This window comes from Rahnella sp. PD12R (assembly GCF_019200965.1).
Classification (GTDB): Bacteria; Pseudomonadota; Gammaproteobacteria; order Enterobacterales; family Enterobacteriaceae; genus Rahnella; species Rahnella laticis.
Map to the genome: position 1 here is coordinate 502,128 of NZ_JAHTMS010000001.1, position 15,833 is coordinate 517,960.

Annotated in this window: 10 protein-coding genes; 6 read left to right on the forward strand and 4 right to left on the reverse strand. The window is 54.4% G+C overall.

The window, feature by feature from the left end; all coding sequences use genetic code 11:
- The first annotated feature begins 2 nt into the window (after positions 1-2).
- The 5 genes from yejM to KWG64_RS02380 all read left to right on the forward strand — a co-directional run bounded on the left by yejM (position 3) and on the right by KWG64_RS02380 (position 6,145).
- Positions 3-1,784 (forward strand): LPS biosynthesis-modulating metalloenzyme YejM, encoded by a 1,782-nt coding sequence (gene yejM, locus KWG64_RS02360; protein ID WP_218520803.1) that lies wholly within the window; start codon positions 3-5, stop codon positions 1,782-1,784.
- A 192-nt stretch (positions 1,785-1,976) separates the two neighbouring features.
- The gene (locus KWG64_RS02365) at positions 1,977-2,942 is read left to right on the forward strand and encodes a glutathione S-transferase family protein (RefSeq protein ID WP_218520804.1); all 966 of its coding nucleotides are present in this window, start codon (positions 1,977-1,979) and stop codon (positions 2,940-2,942) included.
- 79 nt (positions 2,943-3,021) lie between these two features.
- On the forward strand, positions 3,022-3,264 hold the full coding sequence (locus tag KWG64_RS02370; protein ID WP_152324336.1) for a DinI family protein: 243 nt from the start codon (positions 3,022-3,024) through the stop codon (positions 3,262-3,264).
- A 219-nt stretch (positions 3,265-3,483) separates the two neighbouring features.
- Entirely contained in the window at positions 3,484-5,256 is a 1,773-nt protein-coding gene (locus KWG64_RS02375; protein ID WP_218520805.1) for a penicillin-binding transpeptidase domain-containing protein, read from the forward strand.
- 502 nt (positions 5,257-5,758) lie between these two features.
- On the forward strand, positions 5,759-6,145 hold the full coding sequence (locus tag KWG64_RS02380) for a helix-turn-helix domain-containing protein (RefSeq protein WP_218520806.1): 387 nt from the start codon (positions 5,759-5,761) through the stop codon (positions 6,143-6,145).
- 127 nt (positions 6,146-6,272) lie between these two features.
- Here the strand turns inward: KWG64_RS02380 and ompC are convergent, their stop codons facing one another.
- Entirely contained in the window at positions 6,273-7,394 is a 1,122-nt protein-coding gene (ompC, locus tag KWG64_RS02385; protein ID WP_195812927.1) for a porin OmpC, read from the reverse strand.
- 768 nt (positions 7,395-8,162) lie between these two features.
- On the opposite strand from ompC, the gene KWG64_RS02390 reads away from it, so the two are divergent.
- Complete coding sequence (locus tag KWG64_RS02390) at positions 8,163-10,151, forward strand: DUF4034 domain-containing protein (RefSeq protein WP_218520807.1); 1,989 nt, start codon at positions 8,163-8,165, stop codon at positions 10,149-10,151.
- 825 nt (positions 10,152-10,976) lie between these two features.
- On the opposite strand, the gene KWG64_RS02395 is transcribed toward KWG64_RS02390, so the two are convergent.
- The 3 genes from KWG64_RS02395 to KWG64_RS02405 are packed head-to-tail and all read right to left on the reverse strand — an operon-like array spanning position 10,977 to position 15,769.
- Entirely contained in the window at positions 10,977-12,146 is a 1,170-nt protein-coding gene (locus tag KWG64_RS02395) for an HlyD family efflux transporter periplasmic adaptor subunit (protein WP_104921308.1), read from the reverse strand.
- A 17-nt stretch (positions 12,147-12,163) separates the two neighbouring features.
- Positions 12,164-14,341 carry a type I secretion system permease/ATPase gene (locus KWG64_RS02400; RefSeq protein ID WP_218520808.1) on the reverse strand — a complete coding sequence of 726 codons (2,178 nt, stop codon included), beginning with the start codon at positions 14,339-14,341 and terminating at the stop codon, positions 12,164-12,166.
- A gap of 48 nt (positions 14,342-14,389) precedes the next feature.
- On the reverse strand, positions 14,390-15,769 hold the full coding sequence (locus tag KWG64_RS02405; protein ID WP_218520809.1) for a TolC family outer membrane protein: 1,380 nt from the start codon (positions 15,767-15,769) through the stop codon (positions 14,390-14,392).
- Positions 15,770-15,833: the final 64 nt, after the last annotated feature.

A 15,833-nucleotide genomic window follows, 5' to 3' on the forward strand; every position in this document is an offset into this window, starting at 1 on the left:
TCATGGTGACAAATAGTCAGCGCTATCGCGAAAAAGTTTCCCAGATGATCAGCTGGGGCCACTGGTTCGCCCTCTTCAATATCCTGTTGATTCTCGGGCTCGGCAGCCGCTACCTGTTTGTTTCTGACTGGCCTTCCTCTCTGGAAGGGCGTATTTACGCGCTGGTCAGCTGGCTTGGGCATTTCAGCTTTATCGGTTTTGCCGCCTACTTACTGATTATCTTCCCGCTGACGTTTGTGGTGATGTCGCAACGGCTGTTGCGATTCTTATCCGCGATACTGGCAACCGCCGGGCTGACGCTGATTCTGGTCGACACCGAAGTGTTCACCCGCTTCCACCTGCATATTAATCCGGTGGTCTGGGAACTGGTCGTCAACCCGGGTCAGGGCGAAATGGCACGTGACTGGCAGCTGATGTTTATTGCCGTGCCGGTCATTTTCCTGCTCGAAATGTTATTCGGCACCTGGGCGTGGCAAAAGCTGCGCAGCCTGAACCGCCGTAATTTCGCCAAGCCCATCGTTGTGCTGTTTATCGTGAGCTTCTTTGCGTCGCACCTGATGTACATCTGGGCGGATGCAAATTTCTATCGTCCGATTACCATGCAGCGCGCGAATCTTCCGCTGTCGTATCCGATGACGGCGCGTAAGTTCCTCGAAAAACACGGTCTGCTGAATGCCGAGGAATACCAGAAGCGGCTGATTGAGCAAGGGAATCCGGAAGCGCTGGCGGTGGAATATCCGCTTAACAGCATCAGTTTTGCCAAAACCGGCTCGAAATATAACCTGCTGATGGTCGTGCTGGACGGCGTGCATGAAGCGACGCTCGATCAGGACATGCCTGCGCTGGCCGATTTCGCCAAGCACAATATTCGTTTTGACCAGCATTTCAGCTCCGGCAACCGTAACGACACCGGCCAGTTTGGCCTGTTCTATGGAATTTCACCGACCTATATGCAGGGCATTCTGGCCGCTCGTAAACCTTCTGCGCTGGTGACATCGCTGGAGCAACAGGGTTATGAGTTTGGTCTGTTTGCTTCGGACGGCTTTGACAGCCCGCTGTATCGTCAGGCGCTGCTGACTGATTTCACCTTGCCTGCGCCGGTAAAACAGTCGGATGCACAGACCGTTTCTCAGTGGCAGCAATGGCTGAATGTGCGCGGCAACGGTCCGTGGTTCTCCTACGTCAACCTGAATGGCATCAGCAGCACATTGCGTCAGGACGGCGACAGCGTACCGGTCGGAAATACGTTTATTCATCGCTATCAGCGCGGCGCGCAAAGCGTTGATCAGCAAATTGCGGTCATGCTGCAATCGCTGAAAGATCGCGGCGATCTGGATAAAACCGTGGTGGTGATTACCGCTTCGCACGGTATGGAGTTTAACGAGAACGGCACCTGGGGTTCGGGTAACGCGATGAACCGCCGCCAGTTGCAGGTTCCGCTGATTATCCACTGGCCGGGCACACCGGCTCAGAGTATCAGCAAGCTTACCGATCACGCGGATGTGATGACCACGCTGATGCAGCGTCTGCTTCACGTCACCACGTCACCGGCAGATTATTCGCAGGGTGAGGATTTGTTTGCCGCGAAACGCCGTCACAACTGGGTCACGACCAGCGACGACGGAACGCTGGTGATCACCACGCCAGACCAGACGCTTGAGCTGGAAAGCGACGGGGATTACCGCGCCTTCGACATTAACGGCAAACGGATTAAAGATCAGAAGCCGGAACTTGGCCTGCTGTTGCAGGTACTGACCGACGAAAAACGCTTCCTGGCCAATTAATCGTTTTGCAGGACACCTGAAAAACCAACCTTAACCGGTTGGTTTTTTTATGAAATCAGCCCCTCCGCTTCCCGTCAAAATCCCCTTCAGTTTATTTGACCTTCTTTATGAAAATTATGTCGTTTATGGGCTGATACAAAACCGCTACGGTAGGTTCATCAACAATAAAAACGTTATCGGAGTGCAGCCATCGTGTCGGGACTGGTCAACGGAAAATGGGTAAGCGGCGACGTCGCTAAAGAAGAAATCAAAAACGGTGCCTTTCATCGCGAGGAAACCGCGTTTCGTGAAACACACATCGAGCCGCAGGCAGGCCGTTATCAGCTTTTCGTTTCTTATCTGTGCCCGTGGGCCTCGCGCACGCTGATATTCCGCCATCTGAAAGGGCTGGAAACGTTTATTTCCGTTTCCATCGCACAACCGGTCATTGGCGAAAATGGCTGGACGTTCGACGAGCCGCAGGACGCAGGAGATAAAATCCCGGCCATCCGCCACGTTCATGAGCTGTACACCGCCAGCAATGCACATTACACCGGCAAAGTCTCCGTGCCCGTTTTGTGGGATCGCCAGGAAGGCCGCATCGTGAACAACGAATCAGCCGATATCATCCGCATCCTTAACCACGCTTTCGACGCGCTCAGCGGCAATCAGGATGACTTCTACCCTGCCCCGCTTCGCGAGGAAATCGACCGCTGGAACGAAATTATTTATCACGACGTCAACAACGGCGTGTACAAAACCGGTTTTGCGAAAACGCAGGAAAGCTACAACGTGGCAGTCACCCGGCTTTTCAGCACGCTTGATACGCTGGAAAGCCATTTAGACAGCCACCGTTATATCGCCGGGGAGTATCTCACCGAAGCCGACTGGCGTTTGTTCGTCACGCTGGTGCGGTTCGACAGCGCGTATCACGGCGCTTTCAAATGCAATATCCGCCGTATTGAGGACTACCCTAATCTTTCAAATTATTTGCGTGAACTCTATCAGTGGCCGGGGATCAGCGACACCGTCAATCTGGCGCACATCAAACAAGGCTATTACGGAATTCTGTGGCTGAATCCAACCGGAATTGTCCCGGCGGGCCCGGAACTGGATTTACGACGCGCCCATAACCGTGAACGGCTGGACAGTCTGGGCATCATCCAGAAACTACGCTAAAAATTGCTTGGACCCGCAAAGATAACACTGTATATTTCAACAGTTATTTTTCTCCCCCAGCCAGAAAACGAGGAAAGCTATGCGGGTCGAACTGATTTTTGACAAACGGAATGTCTCAAGGATCCCAAATGCCAGTGAAAAAATTGAGGCAGAACTGGTTAAGCGGGTGCACCGCATGTTCCCTGACGCTGAAGTAAAAGTGAAACCGATGCAGGCCAACGGGCTGAATACGCACGGTGCCAGCAAGCAGGAACGTTCGCAATTAAACCAAATGCTGGAAGAAATGTTTGAAGAAGCCGACGAATGGCTTTCGGTGGAGTAAAAAGGCGCGTCCCCGTTGCACTTGGTTACAAAGAGCAATTGAAATAAACAACCCATAGCTATCGCTTAATATAAGATGTGAACGTTATATAAATTCATTATCTATCAGAGCGATGAGCCGCCGTTTTATCGGGCACAACCTGGATTATTTTCATCCGGCTTACTGCCTTCGCGCCATCGCTTTTCGCTTCAAACGCGTCAATGACTTTGCGAAACAGCCATGCCACCGAGCCCAAGAAAATCCAGCGCCCAACCTCATTTTTACACCAAGCGCTTTGCGCTGATTTGTCTCGGCATTGTCTGCTGTCTGGCGCTTCTGCTGGGCCGCGTCGGCTATTTACAGCTGCTCAACCAGCCTATGCTGGAAAAAGAAGCGGATTCGCGTTCACTGCGTTCCAGCATTATCCCCGCCGGGCGTGGCACGATTGCCGACCGCAACGGGCATCCTCTTGCGCTCAGTGTGGCGTCAAAAGATATTATTGCTGACCCGTTCCGTATTCTGGAACTGCACAGTGACCTCAACAGCCCGAAATGGCAATATCTGGCTTCTGCGCTGAATGTCCCGCTTTCGCAATTACAGCAAACCATCAACAGCGATCCGCAGCGCCGTTTCGTTTATCTCGGCCGAAAAATCGAAGAAGGCATTGCCGGTGATATCGGCCAGCTGCATCTCGGCGGCGTCTCCAGCCAGAACGATGACAGCCGCTATTATCCGATGAGTGAAGCCGCAGCGAACCTCGTCGGCGTGGTCGGTACTGATAACGAAGGCCTTAACGGCATCGAAAAAGGTTTTAATGCCTTGTTGCAGGGCAAACCCGGCATGCGCGAATACCGTCAGGATCGCCACGGCAACGTTATCGGGATTTTGAAAGAAGTCGCGCCGCAACAGCCGCCGACGATAAACCTCAGTATCGACAGCTTTATGCAGTACGTGTTGTATTCGCGGCTGCGTGAAGGCGTATTGCTCAACCAGGCAGAATCCGGCGCCGCCGTGCTGGTCGACGTGAACACGGGTGAAATTCTGGGAATGGCTTCCTTCCCGTCTTACAACCCGAATAACTACGCGGGCGTTCAGCCTAAAGATATGCGTAACGTTGCCATCAGCGACAGTTTTGAACCCGGTTCGACAGTCAAACCGCTGGTGGTCATGGCCGGTCTGGCGCGTCGTATGATTCGGCCAGATTCCGTACTCGATACCCATCCGTACACCGTTAATGGTCACCTGATTAAAGACGTTGGCCACTGGCCAGCGCTGACCATTACCGGCATCTTGCAAAAATCCAGCGACATCGCGGTCTCACACATTGCACTGGCGATGCCTGCCAACGTGCTGGTTCAGCTATATCAGTCGTTCGGGCTGGGTAAAGCCACGGATTTAGGGATTGGCGGCGAAAGCAGCGGTTACTTCCCGGCGCACCGTGACCGCTGGGCGGACATCGAACGCGCCACGTTCTCCTTCGGCTACGGCCTGCGCGTCACGCCGCTGCAAATCGCCCGTGAATACGCCACCATCGGCGCGGAAGGCATTTACCGTCCGCTGTCGATCACCAAAGTCACGCCTCCGGTGCTCGGCACCCGCGTGATGTCCGCCGACGTGGTCAGAACGGTTATTCATATGATGGAAAGTGACGCCCTGCCCGGCGGCTCCGGCCTCAGCGCCGCGGTGCCCGGTTACCGCTTAGCGATTAAAACCGGTACTGCCGAAAAAATGGGTGCCAGTGGCAAATACGATGGCGGTTACATCAACTACACCGCCGGTGTTGCACCGGCCAGTAATCCGCGCGTGGCGCTGGTGGTGATGGTCAACAACCCGCAGGCCGGTAAACACTTCGGTGGCTCGGTCGCGGGACCGATTTTCGGGCATATCATGGGCGAAATTCTCAACCACATGAACATCGCGCCGGATGCACTGGTGCCGGAAACACCGCCAACCACCGTTATCAATGGCGGTCAGAAAACGGATCTGGTGCGTCGCCCGGCGACTGATGGTTAAACGAAGCGCAGAAAAATCGCAAAAAAACGCTGACCCGCTGGATCTCACCGAAAGAAGCGGTTAACGTGCGGATGTTTTGTCAGTTGAAGTCCACGCGGAGGAAGAGCGGCGCGCTCTGTCAGAAAAAAAATGAAACGGCTTCTTATCGTTTTTATCGTTTTTGTCGCAGTTTGTCTGGGCGTTATTGCCCTCAATATGCAGGGTAGCGGCCCCTGGTAAACAGCGTTCATGAGGGAGAAATCACTGTGCCAACCGGTAAGAACTTCGTCATTTTGATCGTTCTTATTCTCGTCGGGATTGTTGTGGTTGACGATGGCATAGCGCGGTTAATTCACTGGATCCTGCTACGTTAACATGATGGCCCGCCAGACGACGCTCGTCGTTCTGTCCACCGGGCCATTTCTGCCAGTTGTCTGCTACGCCATCAACTGAGCAACACCTGCCACGCCATCATGCCGAAGTCGTGTATAATAGGGATATTCAACCTTAATACAGACTGGTTATGGCTCAGGACATTCATATCGCTATCGTCTGCGCACTCAGCAAATGGATTGAAGGCCATCTTGGTCGCGTCATCCATCTTGAAGAACTGGCTGAGTATTCAGGCTATTCGCTTTGGCACATGCAAAAATTATTCAAAGAATCGACAGGCATTTCTCTGGGGAAGTACATCAGGGAGCGCCGTCTGGCGAGCGCTGTTTATCAACTGAGCAGAAGTGAAACCCCAATTTTCGATATCGCGATGGATTTCGGATTTGGCTCGCAGTCGCATTTCACCTACATGTTCCGTAAGCGTTTTAACATCACGCCTCATGAATTCCGCCAAAACCCGGACATCGAACTCGACGTTTCTCCCCCACTTCATCTGATCCATCAGAAATCAGCCTGAGAATCGCAGTCTTTCAAAAATAAAAAACGCGGCCATCAGAGGCCGCGTTCTTTTACTGCTTTTTTGACTGCTTGTACTCAAAGTCTTGCAAAAACTAAGCGCTATTCTGTGTCTGAGAAAGGCACTCTTAGAACTGATACACCAGACCTACCGCAGTCACGTCATCGGTGTTGATACCGGCGTTGTCTGTGAAGGTGCTGCTGTCGATCAGGTTGATTTTATAGTCAACATAGGCCGACATGTTTTTGTTGAAGTAGTAAGTCGCACCCAGGTCGACGAATTTAACCAGATCCTGATCCTGGTAATTGTTGCCCAGACGGTCGCTACCCAAATCTTTACCGCGGGTTTGGTTATATGCCACGAACGGACGCAGACCGAAGTCGAACTGGTAGCTTGCGTAGGCCTCGAATGCCTGAGACTGGTTAGCATAGCCGTAAGCTTCTGAGTCGGTAGAACCGAAGCGTGAAGCGTTATAAGCCTGAGTAAACATGGCGGCCAGATAGACATTGTTGGCGTCATATTTCAGACCACCGGTATAACCTTCGGCTTTTTTACCGTCGCCCATGATGCCGGCAGCTGAGTTTTGCTCGTCGGTACGGTCAGAGTTGAAGAATGCACCCGCCACGCTGACGCCCGCGCCAATATCGTAGCTCAGGGACATACCGTAACCGTCGCCGTTCTGCGTCAGCACATTACGTGTGCCAGGTTCAGAACCGCCGCTGTCATTTTTACCCTGATATTGCAGAGCGAAATGCAGGCCGTCGACCAGGCCGAAGAAGTTGTCGTTACGGTAAGTCGCCACGCCGTTGGTACGCTGATAGAGGAACTGGTCAGCGCCGTAGGTGGAACCATCGAACTCAGGCTGCATGTCGGTCCATGCGGCAACGTCGTACATTACGCCGTTGTTACGACCATAGTCGAAAGAACCCATGTCACCGAATTTCAGACCCGCGAAGCCATAACGCGTGAATGCGGTATTGTCGGAGCTTTCAGCCTGATTGGCCTGAACCTGATATTCCCACTGGCCGTAGCCGGTCAGCTGGTCGGTGATCTGTGTTTCACCTTTGAAGCCCAGACGGATGTAGCTCTGATCGCCGTCATTGCCTGCGTTGTTTGAAAAGTAATGCAAACCATCAACTAAACCGTAAAGGTCCAGTTTATTACCATCTTTATTATAAACTTCTGCCGCACTTGCTGAGCCTGCAACCACTAACGCAGGGATCATGAGTGAAAGAACACGGAGTTTCATTTTTCTGTCCTCGATAGGTGTCGGACCGTGCCACTGAATGTAAAGTACACGTTTTTTTACTGCTTTAGATATTGCATAACGCTTGTATGAATTTTGGCCCGACATGGCAAATCCATTCTCTGGATATAATTACTATTAATCCAGAAAGAAAATGATACGAAATTAGTTAAGACATTTCCTATTTATGAGAAGGTGTAACAATTTATTAAAATTGAGCGCTTTTAGAGCTGCAAATAATTGTTAAAATAAAGCACGCAAAGCTAATTTAATAAGTAACTCAATAAAAACAATAAGATATCTCAGATGCTTACCGCACTAAGTGATAAAGCAACTTTCACGCAATAATATATACTTCATCTCGCTATCATCATTATTTGTTATTCTATTACCCTCATTCCCCGTCTTGTGGAAACAACAGCCGACCCTTAGTGGTCGGTTTTTTTTGATTTTTATAAGAAATAATAACTTAATGTGATATTCATCACTTAATTATATCGCGCACAACAAGTACTTTTCTCCATAATTACCTCACAGTTTCTCCATTATTCACAACCCGATTTTCTTAATAGTTGATATCTAATCCTAGGAATTATTAAGGAATTTCCGGAATATTATTAATTAATATTGTGGAGAGGGTTTATTGGTCAGCGACGGTTCAGATCCGCTACTATACGCAAAGTCAGACCAATCCCGCTGATCGCTTCAGGGGAGACCGGTACACTGCCGGTGCCACGCAAGACCTTATTTTTCAACTGTTCAGGGAACCCCATGCCACAACAGGACCAGCCAGATAACATTTCCAAAGCCAGAATGCTTCTGGCAACCCGCCGTTTTCTCAAACTCGACGAGTGGCTGTTGTCACATATGCGTAGCTGGCAGAATCAGGGCGAAAGCCACAGCGATTACGGATTATTAATGCATCCGTCCACGCTGTTTGGCGGCACGGAGTTCCAGGCGCTGAATCCGCTGGAGATCCTCAGCGACTGGGCGCAGCAATGTCCGCAGAGCTATCATGCACATGTTTTGCTGGGGATGGTCTGGCACGAAAATGCCTGGATGATCCGCCAGGCACCCAATGAAGAAGACATTGAAGATCACCAGTGGCTCGGTGCCCAGTTGTGCTGTGATTACGCCGTGCTGGCTTTCCTGAAAGCCATTGAACTGCATCCCCGCCCGACCCACGCTTTCCGCCATATGATGAATCTCAGCGGTGGCTTTGGTGAACCGTACTGGCTTAAATCTTTATTCGCCGGTGAAATCCCCAAACCGCTGCATGAGAAATTCTCGATTCAGGGCAGCGAAATCTGGCAGGCGGGCATCGCGCATATCCATGCACTGGGTTTTGAACCCGCGACGCACTGGCCGCAGGCTTTGCCTGCCGCCCTGCAACAAACCCGTAAAGCGGATGAAGAAGCGCTCAGTTACTGGCTGCGTATGGCGATGTCGGTACGCCACACGGACGTCGGCACGATGGAATCCTACCTTTTATTCCATTCCGCATTCTGGGGCGGCAGCGATGAGCAGCAGATGCTGATTATCGACAGCCCGCTGTGCGCGGAATTCAGCGACGATGAACGCAACCAGTTCCGCGCAAATGCGCTGTGCGATGCCTTATCCGGTGAAATCGCGGATCGGGAATCCCCGCGCGCCGCGCAATTACAGCAACAGCTGGCCGGTTTACTTGCACAACCGCTGGAGCCCGCCACCCGCGTCCGTTTGCTGGATCTGGCCGGGATCTGCATGGCGTACTGGCAGGATGACGACCAGGCGGGGCTGGCGGTATATCAGGATCTCTTTGCGGTTTCCCCGCAGGCGATGCCCGGTCATTTTGCCGCGCTCTTTATTTCCCGTGCGGTGCTGGCGAACGGCCATCAGGAAGGGTTGCCAGTTCTGACGCAGTTGCTGACCCGTGCGCTGAGTCAGGCCATAGATCCGGTGCTGGTCAGCTTCGCCGCCGCCGCGTTGCAATATGGTTTGTACGGATTGCCCGCCAGACCGGAGCTGAGCAGCGGATTAATGGAACACGCCTGGTCTTTGATGCAGCAATCCGGTGACGAACAGCCGGTGAAAGATCTGGTCACGCTGGCGCACGACATGGCGATCAACGACGATCTGGACGCTGCGCATTTCCTGATGACCGAAATGGCCCGTCACGGCAGCGCCATTCACTGCTATGAACTGTACTTTCTCTACCGCAACGGCTGGCATCAGGATGTGCCGGAGCAATATCACAATGACAGCAACGCGATGGATTGCGTGCTCAGCGCCGCACGCTCCGGGCTGGTTCCGGCGATGTTTACCTGCGCCAACGCCCTGCGTGAAGGCCTCGGCGCTGAGCCGGATTACGAGCAAGCCATGCACTGGTATCAGCGCGCCGCCGACTCCGGACATCTCTCCGCCGCCTACTTCCGCGCCAGCTGTGCGCTGGATAACGGTACAGAAGCGGAAAAACGTCTCGCTACCGGCCAGTGGCTGCCCGAGATTCTGCATAACGCCGCGCATCCCGATCGCGCCGAAGCCGCCTACACGCTGGGCATGGCATGGCTGACCGGCACCGGTACGAAGAAAAACCGTTACACCGCCAGCAAGTTTATTGAGTTTGCTCTCGAACTGAATCCCGAATCCGAAGCCGCCAGACAGGTGCATCAGGATCTCAACGGCTCACTGCGGGCACGCATGAATTTATGGCAGGATAAACGGAAAGCCGAAGTGGAAGATCCGATCGCGGAGTTTCTGCGCCAAGAGCCGCTGGAATAAGCTAATACTGGAGTTTTGTACCTTTTGGAAAGGTGCAAATTTAGGTTTTTTCATGTGGGGTGATCGCTCAGTTCAACACCTTGGATTGCCATCCAGACTGGCTTCAAGTTCAACACCTTGGGCTCGCCGCCCAAACTGGCCCAAAGGGCGCGTTAACGCGCGCGCCCTCTGGACACCCGCGCTTTTCAACTGCGCGCTGCCGCTCGCTGGCTATGTTTCAGCAACTCCGGCTAGTGCCGCAAACGCCGCCGCTGCGCGGTACTTTCGCTTCGGGTTCGAACCGGCTCGGAAAAGACTCTCGCCGTTTCTCACCTCTCACTCAACGTCGTTTTGAAAGCGGCCACAAACTTTCTAATTCGCAACCTCACCGCTGATTGCTACTTAAAAATGCCGTTGAATTTAGATAAGCCTCCAGCCGCTTTCAAAAAGCATGCTGAATTACATAGCCAGTGGCCGCTTTCAGAAAGCTTGCCGAGCGAAGCGTTTCGAGACCTGTGGCTCGAGCCGAGCGAAGCGAAGCGAGACAGCGTCACGAAGTGACGACCCGAAGGGCAAGGCCGCAGGCCGAGTAAAACCGAGTAAGGGAACCGCGCAGCGGCAAGTTTTCGCGGCAATAGCTGTGGCGGCTGAAACATAGCCAGCGAGCGGCAGCGCGCAGTTAAAAAAACGCAGGATTCCAAAGGGTTTCGTTTAAAACCCTTTGGGCCAGTTTGGGCGGCGAGCCCAAGGTGTTGAACTTGAAGCCAGTCTGGATGGCACCCCAAGGCTTTAACCTGAAATTTCAGGCTTTTAAAAGCCGAATAAACAGGCGGCTTACCTGTTAACTTACCGCTCCCTCAACGACTCCTTCACTTTATTCAATGGCTTAATCAGGTAATCCAGAACACTTTTCTGCCCGGTCTTGATATCCACGTTCGCCACCATGCCCGGCACAATCGGGAACTGGCGCCCGGCTTTGTTGGTCAGGAACGCTTTGTCCGTCCGGACGTAAACCCGGTAGTAATACTGGTCGCGCTTCACTTCATCCTGCAAGGTGTCCGGCGAAACGCCTTCGACTTTTCCTTCGAGATCACCATAAATCGACGAGTCATAGGCTGAGATTTTTACCGTGGCCGGTAATCCTGGCCGGATGTAGGCAATGTCACGCGGGTTGATGCGCGTTTCGATCAGCAGCTGGTCTTCAATCGGGACGATTTCCATCAGTTTGCCGCCCGGCTGGAGCACGCCGCCGACGGTGGAGACCTGAATGTCTTTTACGATGCCGTGAACCGGTGAATACAGCTCGGAACGCGTGACCTGATCCTCTTTACCCGCCATGACCTGCAACTCTGCATCCAGATCGGCGTTGTTTTTCACCTGCTCTTCACGCGCACGCACCGCGTACTGGTTAGTCGCATCGTCGATTTTGCCGCGCAGTTCGCTGGCCTGACGTTTCAGGCGGATAACTTCCACCTGCCCCGCCGCACCTTTGGCGACCAGCGGCTGGGTCATATTGATTTCGTCATTCACCAGTTTGAGAGACTGATTCAGGTTGGTCACTGTCTCATCACGGTTCTGCTTACGCGATAAATAAAGCTGACGTTCGCGTGCCACCAGTTCCGGGGATTTCATGGTTTCCGGGCTGAATTTCAGCGGTGCACCGGTCAGTTCCGCGCTCAGACGCTCAGAAGACGCGCGAAGGGTTCTGACGCGTGACGCCGCTTCGCCATAGTTTGATTGCGAACGGGTCGGGTCGAGCTGCGCCAGAAGCTGGCCGCGGCTGACGACCGAGCCTTCCTGCACCATCAGTTTTAAAATCACGCCGCCGTCGAGAGAATCAATCTGCTGCGCTTTGCTCGACGGCGTCACTTTACCGGTACCGACCGTCACTTCATCCAGCACGGCAAAACGCGCCCAGACGAAAAAGACCAGCAGGCTGCCGAGCGTCACCCAGATAATCCACGACACTTTCCGGCTTTCGGCTTCGAACTCATCATTCAATGTTACATGTGCCATGCGGAACCCTTAGCAGCTCAGGCTGCGCCCTGTTTGGTTTCAGCCACCACCGCCGCGGCCGGAGCCGGTGTGTTGGTGGCGGCAGTTGCCAGAATTTGATCCCGTGGCCCGTCGGCGACCACCCGTCCGTTATCCATCACCACAATTCTGTCGACCAGTTTGAGCAGCGCCGGACGGTGTGTGACCACAATCAGCGTGCGTCCGACCAGCCAGGCGTGAAGCTGGCGGATCACGTAATCCTCAAGCTGTTCATCCATCGACGCGGTCGGTTCATCGAGCAACACCACCTGCGGATTTCGTAAAATCATGCGGCTGAGCATCACCATCTGGCGCTGTCCGCCGGACAATCCGCGTCCGCCTTCGTTGATGATTTTATCGAGGCTGGAGGCATCGGCCTGCACCATCGACAACGCGCCGCTGATGCGCAGCGCCTGTAGCATTTCCTGATCGGTCGCATGCGGATACCCGAGCATCAGGTTCTGGCGCAATGTGCCGAAGAACAGCCGCGAATCCTGGGACAGATAACCCATCTGGCGGCGGATATCCGCCGGTTCGACTTTGGTCATGTCGACGCCATCAATCAGAATTTTGCCCTGCGACGGGCTGGCCTGGCCGGAAAGCAATTTCAGCAGCGTGGATTTACCCGCCCCGACTTTGCCCAAAATCGCCACGCGTTCGCCGGGTTTGATTTCCAGCTGACCAATGCCGAGCACGTTCGGCGAATTCTCTTTGTCGTAGGTATATTGCAGATTGCGCACGTTGAAATGGCCGCTCAGCGTCGGGCAATGCGACAGTTCCGCATCAGCCGGACGGTCGACCGGTTTTTTCAGCAGTTCATCCAGCCCGCGCATGGCGCTTTTCGCATGCTGCCAGCGGGAAAACACCATCGTCAGCTGCATTAAGGGCGCGATGGTGCGCGAGGAAAGCATGCTGCTGGCGACCAGCGTACCGGTAGTGATATCGCCGCTCAGCACCAGATACACCCCGAACACCAGCATGCCGCCGTAGGTCAGTTGCTGAACCGTCGATGCCCAGCCGGTCAGGCGCGCGCCCCACAAACGTTGCTTCATGCCCACGGCAGCGCTGACTTCATGAGTCTGCTCCCACTGACGCTGGAAATACGCCTCCGCCTGCAAGGCTTTGATGTCTTCAATCCCTTCGATGGTTTCCACCAGCACGGCGTTGCGCAGCGCACTTTCACGCATGCCTTCTTTCGCCAGTTTTGCCATCGGCCACTGGATCAGAATGCCGGGGATGACAATCAGCGGAATAGCCAGCAGCGGGATGATCACCAGCGGGCCGCCAATGAAGAACATGATGCCAAGAAACAGCAGGACAAACGGCATATCGGCGGCGGCGCTGACGGTGGTGGATGTCAGCAGTTCGCGCACCTGATCGATTTCGCGCAGCTGGGAAATAAAGGAGCCGGTGGATTTTGGCCGGTCGTCATTTTTGATGCTCATCGCCCGCACGAAAAACAGCGATGACACCTTGAGGTCAATCTTTTTGCCCATGAGATCCGACACCAGCGTGCGCATCAGGCGGATGACATATTCCATCCCCGCCGCCAGCACCACGCCGAAGAACAGTACCCACAGCGTTGGGAAAGATTGCGCCGGGATCACCCGGTCGTAAACCTGCATGGAGAACAGGATGCCCGCCAGTGCCAGCACGTTACCCAAAATGGAAGCCAGCGAGATTTCTGCAATTTTGCGCCCGGAACCGCGGAAGTTTTCCCAGAACCAGTGTTTTTTATGCGGCTGAACAAACTGGTCGATACGCTGATCGCGCCCGCGAGGCGCCACACCGACCAGAAAGACCGGGCCGGTACTTTGTTCAAGCAAGGTCACCAGTTCCGCCGAACGCAGTAAATCGCCGCCGTCGCTCAGCCAGTAATCGACGTTACCGTCATCGTGCAGCTGTTCAAGTACTGCGATACCGCCCTGCTCCAGCGTAATAACGGCAGGCAAAACTTCCTGCCGCCAGCGCACCTGATTCCAGCTGACCATGCCGATTTGCAAACCCATCAGGCCGCTCAGGCGATCAAGCTGACGGCGTAACGGCTGATGTTCGAACCAGCGCATTTGCTGGCGCAGAAAAAGGGGATCTGCTGGCTTACCGAATGTTTCGGCCACGCGCCCCATGGCGCTTATCCAGACGTCGATCGACAAAGGTGTTGCTGCTTCATTGCTCATTTCAACCTCGTTATCGAATGCTTCTGGCTTCTCCCGGCGGCTCTGTTTTTACAGTGCCGGGAGGGTGTCACCGGATTGTTTCTGGCGGTCAATACCCAGCATATCGACCAGATTATCGACCGCCGCGGCGTAACGCACTGTGGCGTCCCAGCCGTCATACAGCGCGCCGATACGCATGGTGTCGGCCTGAAAAACGTCCTGCTCGACGCTGAGCAAATCGTTCAGGCTGCGCTTGCTGAGTTTGTACTCGTCCTGATACACGCTGCGGGTGTGCGTGGCGCTGGAATACTGTTCCTCGCCAGCCACCTGCCGCTGCTGGCCGCCGATCATGTCGGCATAGGCGGTGGAGGCTTTCTGGTTGATATCCAGCTTGGCTTTTTCCACATCCGCCTGCGCCGCCTGACGCTGGCCTTCCGCCGCACGGACTTTGGCGCTGACCGCGCCGCCCTGATAGACCGGCGCATCCACCGCCAGCTGGAGCTGATCGTCCCAGTACGCACCGCTGCCGCCGTTGTTGTCATAACGCGTGCGCCCGGCCTGGACTTTCACCGTCGGCCAGTGCTGCGCCTCAGCCTGATTGACCTGCTCAATCGCGGCCTGCTGCTTGGCCTGCGCCGCGCGCACCAGCGTGCTGTTTTCATAAGGGATTTTGTCGAGAGTGACTTTCTGATTGAGCAGACTTTCAGGCAGGTCCGGCAGGTCGTCAGATACCACACCGGTCAGTACGGTCAGCTGCGCCTGTGAGGAACGCGCCTGCGCACGGTATTGTTCGACGGTGGCCCGCATTCCGGCAATGCGGGTTTCCGCCTGCAAGACGTCAGACTGAGAACTCAGTCCGGCGTCGGCGCGCAGTTTGGCGGTATCCCTGACGCGGGTCAGCGATTCGATATTGTCCTGAGACGCCAGAACCAGCGCCTGATAGCGTTTGACCGACAGATAGGCCTGCATGGTGCTGAGCGCCACGTCAGTCATCGTGCTGTAAAGTGAAAACCGGTAAGAGTCCGAAAGATACTCCTGCTCACTGATACTGCCGTTGGTTTTGCCGAAATCCCACAGCAGCTGGCTGAGCTGAATGCCCGCTGACCCGTTGCTGCTCTGGTCTCCCGAGGCATACGTCTGACGGGATTTCCCGCCCGCCCCCTGTAAGGAAACCTGCGGATACCACGCACTTTTCGCCGCATCCAGATTCCCGCCGCCCACGCGGATTTGCGCCGCCGCTTCCGCAATTTGCGGATTTCGCGCAAACGCCCGCAAGATGGCATCACGTAATGTCAGACTGGCGCGCATCTCTTCCGTCGGTGCCGCCTGCCAGTTAAATTCCGGCTGTTTAACCGCCGCCACAACCACATTGAAATTCCCTGTTAACCCGGTCAGGCACAAGGTGCCCAAGATGACGGCCACGGGCCGTATCGCTTTCTTATTTTTCATTACCGACACCACTTAATTACGCCGATTGTTTTGGTGTTGCGCCTCCCCCCGCTAAGAAGGGAGG